The sequence below is a fragment of the Reyranella sp. genome (genome assembly GCF_004297265.1).
GTDB lineage: Bacteria > Pseudomonadota > Alphaproteobacteria > Reyranellales > Reyranellaceae > Reyranella.
The window spans coordinates 64401-80137 of record NZ_SCUT01000018.1 but is presented as its reverse complement, the minus strand read 5'-3'; the positions used below and the strand labels follow the sequence as shown (position 1 = coordinate 80137).

The following is a 15737-nucleotide window of genomic DNA, read 5'->3' as shown; positions in this document are numbered from 1 at the left end:
TGATCAGGCGGCTTCGATGAAACTGTCGAGCACCTTCTTGGGGCCGGCTTTCTCGAAATCGATGTCGAGCTTGTTGCCATCGACGGCAACGATGCGGCCGTAGCCGAATTTCTGGTGGAAGACACGCTGGCCGATGCTGAGATCGACCCGGTCGCCTTCGGTCGCGCGGCGATCGTCGGCGGTCTCGTCGCGATAGCGGCCGCGCCGGCCGGTGACGCCCAGGCTCTCATATTCGAAGCCACTGGCCTGGTCGCGCAGGCCGCCATGGTGGCCGGCGGAATAGGTCGCGTAGAGGCCGGCATCGCTGCTTTCGGCAAGCTGGCCCTGCGGCAGCTCGCGCAGGAAGCGCGACGGGATCGCGGCCTGCCACTGGTTGAAGACCCGGCGGTTGGCGGCGAAGGAAACGTAGGCCCGTTTGCGCGCGCGTGTCAGCCCGACATAGGCCAGCCGCCGCTCCTCCTCGAGACCCGCCAGCCCCTTGTCGTCGAGCGCGCGCTGGTTGGGGAACAGGCCTTCCTCCCAGCCCGGCAGGAAGACCGTGTCGAACTCGAGGCCCTTGGCGGCGTGAAGGGTCATCACGCTCACCATGTCGGTGTCACCGCGCTCGGCCATGTCGGTGAGCAGAGCCACGTGCTCCATGAACGCCGGCAGCGAATCGAATTCCTGCAGCGCGTTGATGAGCTCCTTCAGGTTCTCCAGCCGGCCCTCGGCTTCGGGCGACCGGTCGATTCGCAGCATGTCGGTGTAGCCGGACTCGTCGAGGATGGTCTCGACCACCTCGACGTGGCTCATGCCGTCGAGCATCGCCCGCCAGCGTTCGAAGTTGCGGATCAGGTCGCCCAGCGCCTTGCGCGGCCGTGCCTTCAGCTCGTCGGTCTCGAGCGCCCGCCGTGTCGCCTCGAACAGCGAGATCTTCTGCGCCCGCTGGATCAGTCGCAGCGTGCGCAGCGCCGATTCGCCCAGGCCCCGGCGCGGCGTATTGTAGATGCGTTCGAAGGCGAGGTCGTCGTCGTGCTGGACGGTGACGCGGCAATAGGCCAGCGCGTCGCGGATTTCCTGGCGCTCGTAGAAGCGCGGGCCGCCGATCACCCGGTAGGGCAGGCCCATGGTGATGAACCGCTCCTCGAATTCGCGGGTCTGGAAGCCGGCGCGCACGAGGATCGCGATCTGCGAGAGCCTGTGCTTGTCGCGCTGCAGCGCCTCGATCTCCTCGCCGATGGTGCGCGCTTCCTCGTCGCCGTCCCAGACGCCGCGCAGCGAGATGCGCTCGCCTTCCTTGGCGTCGGTCCACAGCGTCTTGCCGAGCCGGCCCTCATTGTGGGCGATGAGGTGCGAGGCGGCGGCCAGTATGTGCGGTGTCGAGCGGTAGTTGCGCTCCAGCCGGACGATGGTGGCGCCAGGGAAATCCTTCTCGAAGCGCAGGATGTTGCCCACCTCGGCGCCGCGCCAGCCGTAGATCGACTGGTCGTCGTCGCCGACGCAGCAGACATCCTGCGTGCCCTGCGCCAGCAGTCGCAGCCAGAGATACTGCGCGACGTTGGTGTCCTGGTATTCGTCGACCAGGATATGGCGGAAGCGGCGATGATAGACCGCGAGGATGTCGGGATGCTTCTGCCACAGGGTGACGCAATGCATCACCAGGTCGCCGAAATCGACGGCATTCACCTCGGCGAGGCGCTCCTGGTACTGGCGGTAGATGTCGGCGGCACGGCCACCCGCGAATTCGCCGGCTTCGTCGCCGGACACCTTGTCCGGCGTCAGGGCGCGATCCTTCCAGCGCTGGATGATCCCGGACAGGATGCGCGCCGGCCATTTCTTGTCATCGATCCCCTCGGCCTGCAGCAGCTGCTTGATCAGCCGCGTCTGGTCGTCGGTGTCGAGGATCGTGAAGTTGCTCTTCAGCCCGATCAGCTCGGCATGGCGGCGCAGCACGCGCACGCCGATCGCGTGGAAGGTGCCGAGCCACATCCCGTCGGCGGCGCCGCCGATCAGGCTCGCCACGCGGTCGAGCATTTCGCGCGCCGCCTTGTTGGTGAAGGTGACCGCCAGGATCTGCGACGTCCGGGTCTGGCCGGTGATCAGCAGATGGGCGATGCGGGTGGTGAGCACGCGGGTCTTGCCGGTGCCGGCCCCGGCCAGCACCAGCAAGGGCCCGCCGGTATGGGTCACGGCCTGGCGCTGCTCGTCGTTCAGCCCCTCGAGATGGGCCATGGACGCAACGGCGCGCCGCGCCGGCATGGGATCGGCCGGGACGGGTTCATCGGTGATTTCGAACGGATCGGCGGGGGGCGCCATGACCGTCATATAGCAATCGGGGCGGCGGACGCCTATCTTTGAGACTGTGGACGCGCTTGGTGCGCGCGGAGGTGTGCGGATGGCCCGAGGGTTGAACGGTTCCGCAAACGGTGCCGGCCATTGGCCGCCGCCCGGCGAGGAGGGCGTGGTCGCCCGCACGCCTGGAGGTGGCTCGAACCTGCCGCCGCTGGTTTCGGCGGCGCTGCCGGCCGTGGTCGGCGTCAGAACGACGATTCCGGAGACCCGCCGTTCGGCCCAGAATTTGGGCACGGAGCGTGAAGGTCACGGCATCCTGGTCGACGATGAAGGGCTGATCCTCACCATCGGCTATCTCATCATGGAAGCGGACACGGTGACGATCACCGACATCGACGGTAACGAACTGGCCGCCCGGATCGTCGGCTACGACTATGAGAGCGGCTTCGGACTCGTGCGGACCGAGACTCCGATGCCGCTGAAGCCGATGCGGTTCGGCGACTCCGATTCCCTCACCTTGCGCGGCGAGGCCTATGTCGCGGGCCTGGGCGGCGAGAAGGCCGCGCTCAAGGTCAAGGTCGCCGGCCGGCGCGAGTTCGCCGGCTACTGGGAATACCTGCTCGACAATGCAATCTTCACGGTGCCGGCCTATCCATTATGGGGCGGCTCGGCCCTGATCAGCCTGGAGGGCGAGCTGCTGGGTGTCGGCTCGCTGCTGGTGCAGGAAGCGCTGGGTCCCGGCTCGCCGGCATTCCCGGGCAACATGTACGTGCCGATCAACCGGCTGAAGCCGATCTTCGACGAACTGGTGGCCACAGGCCGGCTGTCGACGCCGCCGCGTCCATGGCTGGGCCTCTACACGCTCGAGCATATGGGCCAACTCGTGGTCGGTGGCGTTTCCGACGGAGGACCGGCCGACCGCGCCGGGTTGCAGCGTGGCGACATACTGCATGCTCTGAACGACGAAGTGCTCGACGATGTCGGTGACTTCTACCGCAAGCTCTGGGCGATCGGCCCCGCGGGCTCGGTGGTGAAGCTCCGGATGGAACGCGGCAACGATACGTTCGACGTCACCGTCCGCACCGGCGACCGCGCGACCTATCACAAGTACGGCGCCGACTGATCCGCCTGTGAATAGCTGCGCTTTGACTCAGGGCTCGCGCGCTGCATAGGTTCGCGCCAAGCGACAACGGGGAGATATCGATGGCCAAGGCGTTCGCCTCGCAGGCGGATATGACGGACAAGAAGATCACCTTCAGCCGTCTCTCCGAACACGCCTATGCCTTCACCGCGGAGGGCGATCCCAATACCGGCATCGTGATCGGCGACGACGCGGTCATGGTGATCGATGCGCAGGCAACGCCGAAGATGGCGGAGCAGGTGATCGAGCGCATCCGCACCGTCACCGACAAGCCGATCAAGTACGTGGTGCTGTCGCACTATCATGCCGTGCGCGTGCTGGGCGCCAGCGGCTACGCGCCCGAGCACATCATCTGCAGCGAAGCCACGCGCGAGATGATCGTCGAGCGCGGCGCGGAGGACTACAAGTCGGAGCTGCAGCGCTTTCCGCGCCTGTTCCAGGCGGCGGAGACCATTCCGGGTCTGACCTGGCCCACCATCACTTTCACGGACCGCATGACCCTGTGGCTGGGCAAGCTGCAGGTCGACATCATCCATGCCGGCCGCGGTCATACCAAGGGCGACACGATCGTCTGGCTGCCCGAGGAGCGCACGCTGTTCAGCGGCGATCTCGTCGAGTACGGCGCCACGCCCTATTGCGGCGACGCGCACTACAAGGACTGGCCGGAGACGCTCCAGAAGCTGCGCGACCTCAAGGCCGAGGCGCTGGTGCCGGGCCGGGGCGACGCGCTGATCGGCGAGGGCCCGGTCGAGGAGGGGATCGCCGGAACCCAGGCCTTCCTCAGCGACCTCTACAAGGTCGTCGAGAAGAGCGCCGAGAGCGGCGACTCGCTGAAGCAGGCCTACGACAAGGCGATGGCCGCGCTGCAGCCGCGCTACGGCAACTGGGTGATCTTCGAGCACTGCATGCCCTTCGACGTCAGTCGCGCCTACGACGAGGCCAAGGGCCTCGACCATCCGCGCATCTGGACCGCCGAACGCGACATCGAGATGTGGGCGGCGCTGGAAAAGGCCGAGTGACAATGCTCGCCTTGGAGCGCGCCACTCCAGTGGCGCATCATGAGCGCCACTGGAGTGGCGCGCTCCCATGAGTTCCTACACTTACCGTCACTATCCCTATCACCGGCCCGCCGAACTCGATGGCAAAAGCGAGCGCCGACCGGTCGTGATCGTTGGCGCCGGCATGGCCGGACCGACTCTGGCGCTCGCGCTGGCGCAACGCGGCGTGGCGTCGGTGGTGCTGGACGAGGACGACACGGTGAGCCTGGGGAGCCGCTCGATCTGCCAGGCCAAGCACAGTCTCGAGAGCTGGGATCGGTTCGGCATCGCAAGCCGCATGGTCGAGAAGGGCATCACCTGGGAGCAGGGCGAACTCTATCTCCACGACAGGCCGGTCTTCCGCTTCAACCTGCAGCCCGAGCCGGGCCACAAGTTCCCGGCCTTCGTGAACCTGCAGCAATATTACGTGGAGGAATATCTCTACGAGCGCTGCCTCGCCGAACCTCTGGTCGAGCTGCGCTTCCGCAACAAGGTGGTCGCGATCACACCCAGCGACGAAGGCGTCACGGTCGAGGTTGAGACGCCGGACGGGCGCTACAAGCTCGATGCCGATTGGTTGGTCGCCTGCGACGGCGTGCGCAGCACCGTGCGGCACCTGATGGACCTGCCCTATCCCGGCGAGGTCTTCCACGACCGCTTCCTGATCGCCGACATCAGGCTGTTGAGCGAGCTGCCGAAGGAGCGGCGCTTCTGGTTCTATCCACCGTTCCATCCGACCAACTCGGTGCTGCTGCACCGCCAGGCCGACAATGTGCTGCGCGTCGACTTCCAGCTCGGCCCCGACGCCGATCCGGAAGAGGAGAAGAAGCCCGAGAACATCGACCGGCGCCTGCGCCAGATGTTCGGTCCCGATGCGCGCTGGGAGCATGAATGGACCAGCGTCTACACCTTCACCTGCCGGATCATGGAGCGTTTCGTCCACGGCCGCGTGATCTTCGCCGGCGATGCCGCCCATGTGGTCTCGCCTTTCGGTGCGCGCGGCGGCAACGGCGCCATCGCCGATGTCGACAACCTCGCCTGGAAGCTGGCGATGGTGCTCGGCAAGACCGCTCCGGTCTCGCTGCTCGACAGCTACTGCAGTGAGCGTCGTGCGGCGGCGCAGGAGAACATCCTGAACTCAACGCGCAGCACCGACTTCATCACGCCGAAGTTTGCCGCCTCGCGCGCCTTCCGTGACGCCACCCTGTCGCTGGCGCGTGACTTTCCTTTCGCGCGCGCGCTGATCAACAGCGGTCGGCTCTCCGTGCCGACCGCGCAGCCGGGCTCGCCGCTCGACACGGCGGATACCGATGCCGACTGGGTGCGCGGCCCGGCGCCGGGATGCGCGATGCTCGACGCGCCGATCGGCCGGGAGGGGGAAGGCTGGCTCATCGACCGGCTCGGTCCGGATTTCACGGTGCTGACCTTTTCGGATTACGATTCGCCGGTGACGGAATTCCCGCGTGGGACGACCGGCGTTTGCATTGCCGGCGACGGGCTGGCGCGCCAGCGCTACGATGCGCGGCCGGGGACGACCTATCTCGTTCGTCCCGACCGATACGTCGCCGCCCGCTGGCGCCGCTTCGACGGCGCTGCGATCGCCGCGGCGATCGGGCGGGCGACTGGCAACGGCTGAGGAGACCGCCATGGCCGACACCTCGACTGGCGCGTTGCGTCGCACCTTGAATCTCGCGCGTCCCGACGACGTCTATAACGCGATCGTCGACGCGCACCGCGATCTCAGCGACGATCAATGCCGCGCCTTCGACGCACGCCTGATCCTCCTGCTGGCGAACCATGTCGGCGACGAGGTGCTGCAGGAAGCGTTGGTCGCGGCGCGCGAGACGATGGAGGAGACATGAAGGACATGCTCAAGGGCCGGCTGGCGCTGGTCACCGGCGCGGGCCGCGGCAACGGCGCCGCCATCGCGCGCGGCCTGGCGGCGGCGGGCGCCCGCGTCATCGTCACCGACGTCGATCTGGATGCCGCGCGCGCGATCGCCGACAGCATCGTCAAGGCGGGCGGCGAGGCGCGCGGTCATGCACTCGACGTTACCGACGAAGAGAGCTGCACCAAACTGGCGCAGGACGTCTCCCTGCTGGTCGGCCCGATCAGTATCCTGGTCAACAATGCCGGCATCTTCCTGCGCGGCGGGCTGACCGGGCCGGACGGCCGGGCGCGCTGGGAACGCACGATGGAGGTGAACGTCCAGGGCCCTTTCAATGTCACCATGGCCTTCATCGAGCAGCTGAAGCACACCAGGGGCAGCATCGTGAACATCGCCTCGATCAACTCCTTCGTCGCGCCGGCCGGCAGCGGCGTCTATCCCGTCTCGAAGGGCGCGCTGGCCCAGTTCACGCGGGCGCTCGCGACGGAGCTGGCGCCCGACGGCGTGCGGGTGAACGCGCTGGCGCCGGGTATCATCGCGACGGCGATGACGGAGGTGACGCGTGCCGACCCGAAGAAGCTGGACGGCTTCCTGGCGCACGTGCCGATGAAGCGCGTCGGCCAGCCGGAGGAACTGGCCGGGCCGGTGGTCTTTCTGTGTTCGGAGGCGGCCAGTTACATCACCGGCGCCATCCTCCCGGTCGATGGAGGATATCTTGCCGTCTGATCCGCAGACACTGGTGGTGCGGCCGGCCACGGTCGCGGATGTCGATACGCTGCATCGTTTCTCGGTCGATCTCGCGACCTACGAGGACGAGCCGGACGCCGTCGGCTCGACGCCCGAGACGCTGGCGCGCGACGGCTTCGGCGAGCACCCGCAATTCGCCGCCCTGGTCGCCGAGCGGGGCTCCACGCCCGTGGGCTTCATCCTCTATACGTTCAACTATTCCGTCTGGACCGCCGCGCGCGGCATCTTCATCGAGGATATCTGGGTCGTACCCGAGGAACGCCGCGGCGGCGTGGCGCGCGCGCTGATGCAGGGGCTGGCGCGGGAATGCGTGGCCAAGGGCTACAAGCGCATCGATCTCAACGTGCTCGACTGGAACCCGGCGCGCGGCTTCTACGAGCGCCTGGGCTATCGCTGGATTCGCAACTGGCTGCCCTATCGCCTCAGCGGCGAGGCGCTGGCCGCGCTCGCTAGCTCCTCTTCGAAAGCCCCATGACGCGGCCGGCCTTGGCCGGTTTCGGCAAGGCCTGGTGCGTCGCCCAGATCGCATCGAGACGCTCGGCCACCGGCACCGGCCAGGGGCCGGAACGTCGCGTCTCGTAGTTGATGTTCATCACGATCGTCTCGTTGGTCGCTGCCAGATAGTCCTGCTCGGCATGGTACATCTCGTGGAAGAGGTGGACCTTCTTGGCATCGCGCGCGAGCAGCTGGGTGGTGAAGCGCAGCGGCGCGCCTTCGCGCACTTCGCGATCGTAGGTGACGTGGGTCTCCAGCACGAAGGTCATGCCGAGCTTGCCGTCGACGTAGCGGCGGCCCAGCCCCATGTTGCGCATGAAGGCGCCCGAGGCCTGATCGAAGGCCGCCACGTAGAAGGCCACGTTCATGTGGCCGTTCCAGTCGACCCATTCGGGAATCACGGTCGAGCGGTGGGTGTCGAGCGGGGCGCGGGTGATCAGTTCGGGAAGTTCGTACGGCAGGGACTGAAGCATGGACGCTGTTACTTCTTCTTGATTCCGATGAGGCGGCCGGCCTGGGACGGACGAGGGAGGGCGGCATGCGCCGCGGCGAGCTGCTCGATGCGCTCCATGGCGAAGCCGGGCCAGGGCGCCGAGCGGCGGGTCTGGTAGTCGATGTTCATCAGCATGAGTTCGTTGGTGGCCGCGAGATAGCCTTCCTTCGCATGATACATCATGTGGATGAAGTGGAGGCGCTTGGCGTCGTGATCGAGGATCTGCGTGGTGATGCGCAAGGGGTCGCCTTCCTTGACCTCGCGATCGTAGGTGACGTGCGCCTCGAGCACGAAGGTCATGCCGATCTCGTCGCGCGTATATTCGTAGCCGCAGCCGAATTGCTGGCAGAGCGTGTCCGTCGCCTTGTCGAAGGCGACGACGTAGTAGCCCACGTTCATGTGGCCGTTCCAGTCGATCCAGTCGGGCAGCACGGTGGCGGGATGGCGATCGAGCGGCGCCGCAAGGTCGAGATCGATCATGGGGTACGGAGCTAATTTCATGCGACCGACCGTAGCGAAGCGGCCCGGCGCACCGCAAGTTCCGTGCAACGGTGTTGCGAGGAGCGAACATGGCGAAGAAGACGAAGGCGGTCGTGCTGGGCGTGGGCGCCGAGCGCGGGCTTGGCGCGGCGGCGAGCCGGCGCTTTGCGAAAGAGGGATATCACGTGCTGGTGGCCGGTCGCACCGGGCCCAAGATCGACAAGGTCGTGCAGGGGATTCGCGAGGCCGGCGGCTCGGCGACGGCCGTCGTGGTCGACGGCACCAAGGAAGACCAGGTGGTCGCGCTGTTCGACCGGGCGATGGCCGACGATGCCGACGGCGCACCGGCCGACCTGCTGGTGTTCAACATGGGCAACAATGCCGCCGTCGATTTCCGCGAGATGACGGCACAGCATTTCGAGGATTCCTGGCGGGTCGGCTGCTTCGCCGGCTTCCTGTTCGGCCGCGAAGCCATGCGCCGGCTGGCGCCGCTGGGACGCGGCACGGTGATCTTTACCGGCGCCTCGGGCTCGTTGCGCGGCCGGCCGCGCTTCGCCGCCTTCAATGCCACCAAGGGCGGCCTGCGGCTGATGGTGCAGTCGATGGCGCGCGAGTTCGGGCCACAGGGAATCCATGTCGCGCACGCCATCATCGACGGCGGCATCGAGGGCGAGCGTCTGCTGTCGCGCATGCCCGACCGCGCCGACAAGGCCGGTCCGGACGGCCTGCTGAACATCGACGCGATCGCCGACAGCTATTGGCACCTGCACCGCCAGCACCGCAGCGCCTGGACGCACGAGATCGACCTGCGCCCGTACAAGGAACCGTTTTGAAAATTCCCCGTCGTCCCGAGCGGAGCGCAGCGAAGTCGAGGGACCTCTTTTCGCCTCGGCACATCGTGCGTCGGAAAAGAGGTCCCTCGACTGCGCCGCCCCGGGGGCGGCTTCGCTCGGGACGACGGGCTTGGTGATTAACGCGGAATCGCCAGCAACTCCGCGGCCACCAGGTCCGGCGCCGAGATGATGCAGTTGTGGCCGGCTTCGATCGAACGGTAGCGGACATGCGACATCGTCTGGACCTTCTCGTGCATGCCGGCCGACACCGGATAGCGCGGCCTGGTGCAGGCGATGTAGGTCATCGGGCGGCCGTTGCCGGCGGGGTGATGGAGCGTGATCGGCTTGGTGTAGCAGGCGAGCGGATGCGGCGTGAGATGGCGGTGCGTCCAGGCGGCCAATTCCGGATCGTCGATGATCAGGCTGCCGACCGGCGCGAAGGGCAGGACCTCCGTGCCGTTCACGACCTTCACCAGCTTCTTCCGCTTGGCCACGATCTCGGGCGGGATGCGGCCGAAGATCGACTGGCCGTCGGTGGCGATGCCGCCGTCGACGATGACGAGATGGCCGATGCGCTCGGGAATGCGATCGGTGACGAGGGTGGCGATCAGGCTGCCGAAACTGTGGCCGACCAGAACGATGTCGCGCAGGTCTTCCTTCTCCAGCGTGGCGATCGTGTCGGCGAGGAACACGTCGTTGTCGAGCTCGGGCGACAGTTCCGCCGCGCGCTCGCCGATGCCGCGAAAGGGCAGGGCACGAGCGTCGTGGCCCGCCGCGGTCAGGCGTTCGACGACGAATTTCCAGGACCAGGCGCCCATCCAGGCGCCGGGAAGACAGATATAGGTACGAGACTCGGTCATTCAGCTCGGCGTTTTCGGGGTTTTCATCGGCGTGCTACCGTGCCGCAAACAAGTAGAGGATGCCATGGCCACCAATCGTCGCGTGCTGCTGAAGTCGCGTCCGCAGGGCGAACCGACGCCCGCCAATTTCGAGGTCGTCGACCAGTCGATCCCCGAGCCTAAGGACGGCGAGTACCTGTCGCGCACGATCTGGCTGTCGCTCGATCCCTATATGCGCGGCCGCATGGCGGAGACCAAGGGCTACGCCTCGAACGTCAATCTCGGCGACGCGATGGTCGGCGGCACGGTGGGCCAGGTGGTGAAGTCGAGGAACCCGCGCTTCAAGGAAGGCGACTATGTCGTCGAGTATGCCGGCTGGCAGAGCTACGCCGTCTCGACCGGCGACATGTCGATGAAGCTCGATCCCGACGCCGCGCCGCTCTCGACCGCGCTGTCGGTGCTGGGCATGCCGGGCATGACCGCCTGGTGGGGGCTGATGGAGATCGGCAAGCCGAAGCCTGGCGAAACCGTGGTCGTGTCGGCGGCGTCCGGCGCCGTCGGCTCGGTGGTCGGCCAGCTCGCCAAGCTCAGGGGTTGCCGCGCGGTCGGCATCGCCGGCGGCAAGGAGAAGTGCGACTACGTCGTGAACGAGCTGGGCTTCGATGCCTGCGTCGACTATCGCGCGGCCGGTGCAAACCTGTTCAAGGAGCTGCGGGCCGCGGCGCCCAAGGGCATCGATATCTACTTCGAGAATGTCGGCGGGGCGGTGCAGGCCGCCGTCGTGCCCCAGCTCAACGACTTCGCGCGTGTGCCGCTCTGTGGCCTGATCTCGCAATACAACGAGATGCAGATGAACCCGGGTCCCGACTGGCGCCTGCTGCTGATCAAGCGTGCCACTGTGACCGGCTTCATCGTGTCGGATCACTTCGGCCAGATGGCCGACTTCTGGAAGGAAGTGCCGGCTGCGGTGAAGGCCGGCAAGATCAAGTATCGCGAGGATATCGTGCAGGGCATCGAGAACGCGCCCGAGGCGTTCATCGGCCTCCTGAAGGGCCGGAACTTCGGCAAGCTGCTGGTGCAGGTCGCCGAGGATCCGACCCGGAAGTAGCGCCTCAGGCGGCCGGGCGGTTCTTCAGCGCGAGGCCCATCGTCACCCAGCCCGAGCCGATGAAGATCAGGTCGATGCCGAGGAAGATGCCCAGCACGAAGAAGCTGGAGGCCGGCCACTGGGCGATGATCATGGCGCCCAGCAGCAGGGTCACGAGGCCGGACACGACGACCCAGCCCCACGGCTTGCCCGCGGACTTCATGCTGAAGGCGAGGAAGATGCGCAGCACGCCGCCGGCCACGAGTGCCGCACCCAGCATCAGCGTGAGGATGGTGGCGGCCGCGAAGGGGTTGCCGATGGCGATGACGCCGGCGCCGACATAGAGCAGGCCGAGCAGCATCCAGACGGCGAACTTGCCCCAGCCCTTGACGCTGAACGCCGCGACGATTTCCGCGACGCCGCCCATGATCATCATGATGCCGACGATCATGACGGCGGAAGCGGTCGCCGCAACGGCGCTGCCCAGCGCGACGAAGCCCGCGAACAGGAACACGACGCCCAGCGCCACGATCCATCCCCACTTGGCGCGAAGGACCTTGATGCCTTCCGCGAGATTCGGAGGAAGCGGCGTGTTGGTGGACATTGTCATGGCGATGCTCCTTCAGAGCGGAATGGACAATGTCAGGATACACCCGCGCAATGGCACTGTCGCCGGTTGTATGGGACACTCAAGTGTCACAGGAATGCAGGAAGACATGAACGATTCTAAAAATGAGGCATCCCCGCCGCGTCCGGCCACAACCGTGCTGCTGCTGCGGCCGTCAAAGCCGGGAGACGCCGCCTCACCGCTCGAGGTCTTCATGGTCGTGCGCCATCACCAGATCGACTCCTTCTCCGGGGCGCTCGTCTTCCCCGGCGGCAAGCTCGAGGAAGCAGACGGCGCCCCGTCGCTGCGCGCCCGCTGCGGCGGCGCCGACAAGATCGACGATGCCGAGCTCAAGTTCCGTGTCGCCGGCGTGCGCGAGGCCTTCGAGGAATGCGGCGTCCTGCTGGCCCGCAAGCGCGGCCAGCGGGCGCTGATCGGGGCGGCCGATCTCAAGGGGATCGAAGAGCGCTGGCGCGCCAAGCTCGCCAAGGACGAGGCGAGCATCGTCGATATGGTCGAGGCCGAGGACCTGGAGATCGCGACCGAGCTGATGACGCCCTACGCGCACTGGATCACGCCGACCTTCGTGCCCAAGCGCTTCGACACCTGGTTCTTCCTGGCCGAGGCCCCGGAGGACCAGGTTGCGCTGCACGACGGCTCGGAATCGACGGACTCGGTCTGGATCGGCGCCCAGGAAGCGATCGACGAGGCGAAGGCCGGGAAGCGGACGCTGGTCCACGCAACGATGAAGAACCTCGAGCTGCTGGCGGAGGGCAAGACGGTCGCGGGCGCGATCGCCGCGGCGAGTGCCCGCAAGATCGTCACCGTCCAGCCATGGGTCGAGGTGAAGGACGGCAAGAAGTTCCTGCACATCCCCGAGGGTGCGGGATACCGCAACCTCGTCCGCGAAATGCCGCCGTCCGGCGGGGTTCCGCAGACCGGAAGATAATTCCGCGCATAACGATTCGGACACGAAAAGCGGCTCGCCGGGAACGGGCGACCGCGCTAAGAGCGACCCCATAAACGCTCGTTCATGAACCGACCTCGGTCGGACCAGGTGGAGGAAGAAGAACGATGGTCGGAATCGTGGCCTATGGCGCCTATGTGCCGCGCCTGCGTCTCAACCGTCAGGCCGTCTACGACGCCAACAAGTGGTTTGCGCCGGGCCTGCGCGGCCTCGCCAAGGGCGAGCGCTCGATGGCCAACTGGGACGAGGACTCGATCACCATGGCGGTGGAGGCCTCGCGCGACTGCCTGACCAGCCACAAGGCCGAGGACGTCCGCAACATCTACTTCGCCTCGACGACTCATCCGTTCAAGGACCGTCAGAACGCCGGCGTGATCGGCACGGCGCTCAACGTCGAGCAGAATTTGTCGGCGATGGACGTCGGCGGATCGCTGAAAGCCGGCACCTCGGCGCTGATCGCCGGCCTCAACGCCTCCAAGGATGGCGCGCCGTCCCTGGTGGCGGCCGCCGACAAGCGGATGGCCCGCGTCGCCTCGGCCAACGAACTCAACTACGGTGATGGCGCGGCGGCGCTGCTGTGCGGCACCGAGAACGTGATCGCCAGGCTCGTCGGCCACCATTCCGTATCGATGGACTTCGTCGATCACTTCCGCGGCGAGGACGCCGAGTTCGATTACGGCTGGGAAGAGCGCTGGATTCGCGACGAGGGCTACTCGAAGATCGTGCCGCCCGCGATCAAGGCGGCGCTTGCGGCCTGCAAGCTCAAGGGCAGCGACATCACCCACTTCATCATGCCCAGCCTGATGCCGGCGGTGCCCAAACTGATGGCCAAGCTGGCGGGCATCGGCGAGGGCGCGGTGCGCGACCTGATGGGGGCTTCGCTTGGCGATACCGGCGCGGCGCATGCGCTCGTCATGCTGGTCGATGCGCTGGAAGGCGCCAAGGCGGGCGACAGGATCATGGTCGTGGCCTTCGGCCAGGGTGTCGATACGCTGGTCTTCGAGGTCACGGCCGAGAAGGACAAGCTTCCCAAGCGCAAGGGCCTGTCCGGCTGGATGGCGCGCCGCAAGGAAGAGAAGAACTACATGAAGTTCCTCGCCTTCAACGACATGCTGCCGATCGACAAGGGCATGCGGGCGGAGTTCGACAAGAAGACGGCGCTGTCGGTCCTGTGGCGCAAGCGCGACATGATCTACGGGCTGGTCGGCGGAAAGTGCAAGGTGTGCGGCACGGTGCAGTTCCCGCGCACACAGGTCTGCGTCAATCCCAACTGCCATGCCATCGACAGCCAGGATCCCTACGCGATGGCCGGGCTCGAATGTTCGGTAATGTCCTTCACCGCCGACTCGCTCACCTATTCGCCGGACCCGCCGGCGTATTACGGCATGATCACCTTCCCCGAAGGCGGGCGCTTCATGGCCGACTTCACCGACAGCGATAAGGATCAGGTCAAGGTCGGTGCCAGGATGCGCATGACGTTCCGCATTCGCGACAACGACCAGATGCGCGGCGGTTTCAAGCGTTACTTCTGGAAGGCGACACCGGTCTGATCGCCTTCCTGGTTCAAGCGTTTCGTTGATCTCAAGAGTTCCACCCTCACCACCAAGGAGACCTGCAATGGCTCGTGGTATCAAGGACAAGGTCGCAATTCTCGGCATGGGCTGCTCGAAGTTCGGCGAACGCTGGGACAGCGGCGCCGAAGAGCTGATGCTCGAAGCCTACAAGGAATGCCTGAAAGACGCCGGCATCGACCAGAACCAGCTGCAGGCGGCGTGGTTCTCCACCGCCATCGACGAGGTTCACGTCGGCAAGTCGGGTATCCCGCTCAGCATGACGCTGCGCCTGCCCAACATCCCGGTGACGCATGTCGAGAACATGTGCGCCTCCGGCACCGAGGCCTTCCGCGGCGCCTGCTATGCCGTGGCGTCCGGCGCCGCCGACTTCGCCCTGGCGCTCGGCGTCGAGAAACTGAAGGACACCGGCTACGGCGGCCTGCCCGGCGGTCGCGGCGGCCCGCTGCAGGCCCTGTGGAACGCCAACGGCACGGCGCCCGGCAACTTCGCCCAGCTCGCCACCGCCTACATGACGGCGCACGGCGTGAGCGGCGAGGACCTCAAGAAGGCGATCGGCCACGTCTCGTGGAAGAGCCACCAGAACGGCGCGAAGAATGCGAAGGCCCATCTCCAGAAGGCCGTGGAGATGGACACCATCCTCAACGCGCCGATGATCGCCTCGCCGCTCGGCCTGTTCGACTGCTGCGGCGTGTCCGACGGCGCGGCCGCGGCCATCGTGACGACGCCCGAAATCGCCAAGGCTCTCGGCAAGCACGACATCGTCAGCGTCAAGGCGCTGCAGCTCTCGGTCTCGAACGGTTCGGAGTCGGGCCACAATTCGTGGGACGGCAGCTACTTCCACACGACGCGCATCGCCTCGAAGAAGGCCTATGAAGAGGCCGGCATCAAGAGCCCGCGCGACGAAGTGTCGATGTTCGAGGTCCATGACTGCTTCTCGGTGACCGAGCTCGTCACCATGGAAGACCTGCACATCTCCGAGACCGGCAAGGGCTGGAGGGACGTGCTCGACGGCTTCTACGACGCCGACGGCAAGATCCCCTGCCAGATCGACGGCGGCCTCAAGTGCTTCGGCCATCCGATCGGCGCCTCCGGCCTGCGCATGCTCTACGAGATGTACCTGCAGCTCCAGGGCAAGGCCGGCCCCCGCCAGCTCAAGGACCCGCGCATCGGCATGACACACAATCTCGGTGGCGCACCGCGCGAGAACATCGCGAGCGTGGCCATCGTCGGCCGCTACGAGTAGTCGCGAATCGCGAAGCCCTCTCTCTGACTCAAGGC

General features: G+C 66.5%; 16 protein-coding genes. 11 read left to right on the top strand and 5 right to left on the bottom strand.

Annotation, left to right across the window (positions count from 1 at the left end; all coding sequences use genetic code 11):
• Positions 1-3: 3 nt before the first annotated feature.
• Positions 4-2238: a UvrD-helicase domain-containing protein gene (locus EPO41_RS06320; RefSeq protein WP_296322081.1), complete on the bottom strand. Its 2235-nt coding sequence runs from the start codon at positions 2236-2238 to the stop codon at positions 4-6.
• Positions 2239-2374: 136 nt separating this feature from the next.
• Between EPO41_RS06320 and EPO41_RS06315 the strand changes: the two genes are divergently transcribed.
• The 6 genes from EPO41_RS06315 (at position 2375) to EPO41_RS06290 (ending at position 7559) form a co-directional block, all read left to right on the top strand.
• Positions 2375-3394 (top strand): S1C family serine protease, encoded by a 1020-nt coding sequence (locus tag EPO41_RS06315; protein ID WP_296322001.1) that lies wholly within the window; start codon positions 2375-2377, stop codon positions 3392-3394.
• An 80-nt stretch (positions 3395-3474) separates the two neighbouring features.
• The gene (locus EPO41_RS06310; protein WP_296321999.1) at positions 3475-4431 is read left to right on the top strand and encodes an MBL fold metallo-hydrolase; all 957 of its coding nucleotides are present in this window, start codon (positions 3475-3477) and stop codon (positions 4429-4431) included.
• A 67-nt stretch (positions 4432-4498) separates the two neighbouring features.
• A complete protein-coding gene (locus EPO41_RS06305; RefSeq protein ID WP_296321996.1) occupies positions 4499-6085 on the top strand; it encodes an FAD-dependent oxidoreductase in 1587 nt (528 codons plus the stop codon).
• A gap of 10 nt (positions 6086-6095) precedes the next feature.
• Positions 6096-6311, top strand: coding sequence for a DUF2783 domain-containing protein (locus tag EPO41_RS06300; protein WP_296321993.1), 216 nt, complete (start codon positions 6096-6098; stop codon positions 6309-6311).
• Positions 6308-7063: a glucose 1-dehydrogenase gene (locus EPO41_RS06295; RefSeq protein WP_296321991.1), complete on the top strand. Its 756-nt coding sequence runs from the start codon at positions 6308-6310 to the stop codon at positions 7061-7063. Before EPO41_RS06300 ends, EPO41_RS06295 begins: the two co-directional genes overlap by 4 nt.
• Complete coding sequence (locus EPO41_RS06290; RefSeq protein ID WP_296321988.1) at positions 7053-7559, top strand: GNAT family N-acetyltransferase; 507 nt, start codon at positions 7053-7055, stop codon at positions 7557-7559. The genes EPO41_RS06295 and EPO41_RS06290 overlap by 11 nt, the downstream gene beginning before the upstream one ends.
• Here the strand turns inward: EPO41_RS06290 and EPO41_RS06285 are convergent.
• A complete protein-coding gene (locus EPO41_RS06285; RefSeq protein ID WP_296321986.1) occupies positions 7534-8052 on the bottom strand; it encodes a thioesterase family protein in 519 nt (172 codons plus the stop codon). The two genes, EPO41_RS06290 and EPO41_RS06285, sit on opposite strands and share 26 nt — an antisense overlap.
• A gap of 8 nt (positions 8053-8060) precedes the next feature.
• On the bottom strand, positions 8061-8573 hold the full coding sequence (locus EPO41_RS06280) for a thioesterase family protein (RefSeq protein ID WP_296321982.1): 513 nt from the start codon (positions 8571-8573) through the stop codon (positions 8061-8063).
• Positions 8574-8641: 68 nt separating this feature from the next.
• On the opposite strand from EPO41_RS06280, the gene EPO41_RS06275 reads away from it, so the two are divergent.
• Positions 8642-9385 (top strand): SDR family NAD(P)-dependent oxidoreductase, encoded by a 744-nt coding sequence (locus EPO41_RS06275; protein WP_296321980.1) that lies wholly within the window; start codon positions 8642-8644, stop codon positions 9383-9385.
• Positions 9386-9522: 137 nt separating this feature from the next.
• Here the strand turns inward: EPO41_RS06275 and EPO41_RS06270 are convergent, their stop codons facing one another.
• Positions 9523-10245, bottom strand: coding sequence for an alpha/beta hydrolase (locus tag EPO41_RS06270; RefSeq protein WP_296321977.1), 723 nt, complete (start codon positions 10243-10245; stop codon positions 9523-9525).
• Between the two features lie 64 nt (positions 10246-10309).
• On the opposite strand from EPO41_RS06270, the gene EPO41_RS06265 reads away from it, so the two are divergent.
• A complete protein-coding gene (locus tag EPO41_RS06265) occupies positions 10310-11332 on the top strand; it encodes an NADP-dependent oxidoreductase (RefSeq protein WP_296321974.1) in 1023 nt (340 codons plus the stop codon).
• A 4-nt stretch (positions 11333-11336) separates the two neighbouring features.
• On the opposite strand, the gene EPO41_RS06260 is transcribed toward EPO41_RS06265, so the two are convergent.
• On the bottom strand, positions 11337-11921 hold the full coding sequence (locus EPO41_RS06260; protein WP_296321972.1) for an HdeD family acid-resistance protein: 585 nt from the start codon (positions 11919-11921) through the stop codon (positions 11337-11339).
• 106 nt (positions 11922-12027) lie between these two features.
• Here EPO41_RS06260 and EPO41_RS06255 point away from each other — a divergent pair, with 106 nt between their 5' ends.
• From EPO41_RS06255 to EPO41_RS06245, 3 genes are all read left to right on the top strand, one after another.
• Entirely contained in the window at positions 12028-12867 is an 840-nt protein-coding gene (locus EPO41_RS06255) for an NUDIX hydrolase (RefSeq protein ID WP_296321969.1), read from the top strand.
• A 125-nt stretch (positions 12868-12992) separates the two neighbouring features.
• Entirely contained in the window at positions 12993-14435 is a 1443-nt protein-coding gene (locus tag EPO41_RS06250) for an OB-fold domain-containing protein (RefSeq protein WP_296321966.1), read from the top strand.
• Between the two features lie 67 nt (positions 14436-14502).
• Positions 14503-15702, top strand: a complete 1200-nt coding sequence (locus tag EPO41_RS06245) for an acetyl-CoA acetyltransferase (protein WP_296321964.1) — start codon at positions 14503-14505, stop codon at positions 15700-15702.
• Positions 15703-15737 lie beyond the last annotated feature (35 nt).

What these genes read in the sequence shown, in the direction of transcription:
- EPO41_RS06270 (WP_296321977.1), bottom strand. Translation starts at nt 10,245, where the DNA reads ATGACCGAGTCTCGTACCTATATCTGTCTTCCCGGCGCCTGGATGGGC.
- EPO41_RS06305 (WP_296321996.1), top strand. Translation starts at nt 4,499, where the DNA reads ATGAGTTCCTACACTTACCGTCACTATCCCTATCACCGGCCCGCCGAA.
- EPO41_RS06275 (WP_296321980.1), top strand. Translation starts at nt 8,642, where the DNA reads ATGGCGAAGAAGACGAAGGCGGTCGTGCTGGGCGTGGGCGCCGAGCGC.
- EPO41_RS06265 (WP_296321974.1), top strand. Translation starts at nt 10,310, where the DNA reads ATGGCCACCAATCGTCGCGTGCTGCTGAAGTCGCGTCCGCAGGGCGAA.
- EPO41_RS06300 (WP_296321993.1), top strand. Translation starts at nt 6,096, where the DNA reads ATGGCCGACACCTCGACTGGCGCGTTGCGTCGCACCTTGAATCTCGCG.
- EPO41_RS06295 (WP_296321991.1), top strand. Translation starts at nt 6,308, where the DNA reads ATGAAGGACATGCTCAAGGGCCGGCTGGCGCTGGTCACCGGCGCGGGC.
- EPO41_RS06320 (WP_296322081.1), bottom strand. Translation starts at nt 2,238, where the DNA reads ATGCCGGCGCGGCGCGCCGTTGCGTCCATGGCCCATCTCGAGGGGCTG.
- EPO41_RS06260 (WP_296321972.1), bottom strand. Translation starts at nt 11,921, where the DNA reads ATGACAATGTCCACCAACACGCCGCTTCCTCCGAATCTCGCGGAAGGC.
- EPO41_RS06250 (WP_296321966.1), top strand. Translation starts at nt 12,993, where the DNA reads ATGGTCGGAATCGTGGCCTATGGCGCCTATGTGCCGCGCCTGCGTCTC.
- EPO41_RS06255 (WP_296321969.1), top strand. Translation starts at nt 12,028, where the DNA reads ATGAACGATTCTAAAAATGAGGCATCCCCGCCGCGTCCGGCCACAACC.
- EPO41_RS06310 (WP_296321999.1), top strand. Translation starts at nt 3,475, where the DNA reads ATGGCCAAGGCGTTCGCCTCGCAGGCGGATATGACGGACAAGAAGATC.
- EPO41_RS06245 (WP_296321964.1), top strand. Translation starts at nt 14,503, where the DNA reads ATGGCTCGTGGTATCAAGGACAAGGTCGCAATTCTCGGCATGGGCTGC.
- EPO41_RS06285 (WP_296321986.1), bottom strand. Translation starts at nt 8,052, where the DNA reads ATGCTTCAGTCCCTGCCGTACGAACTTCCCGAACTGATCACCCGCGCC.
- EPO41_RS06280 (WP_296321982.1), bottom strand. Translation starts at nt 8,573, where the DNA reads ATGAAATTAGCTCCGTACCCCATGATCGATCTCGACCTTGCGGCGCCG.
- EPO41_RS06315 (WP_296322001.1), top strand. Translation starts at nt 2,375, where the DNA reads ATGGCCCGAGGGTTGAACGGTTCCGCAAACGGTGCCGGCCATTGGCCG.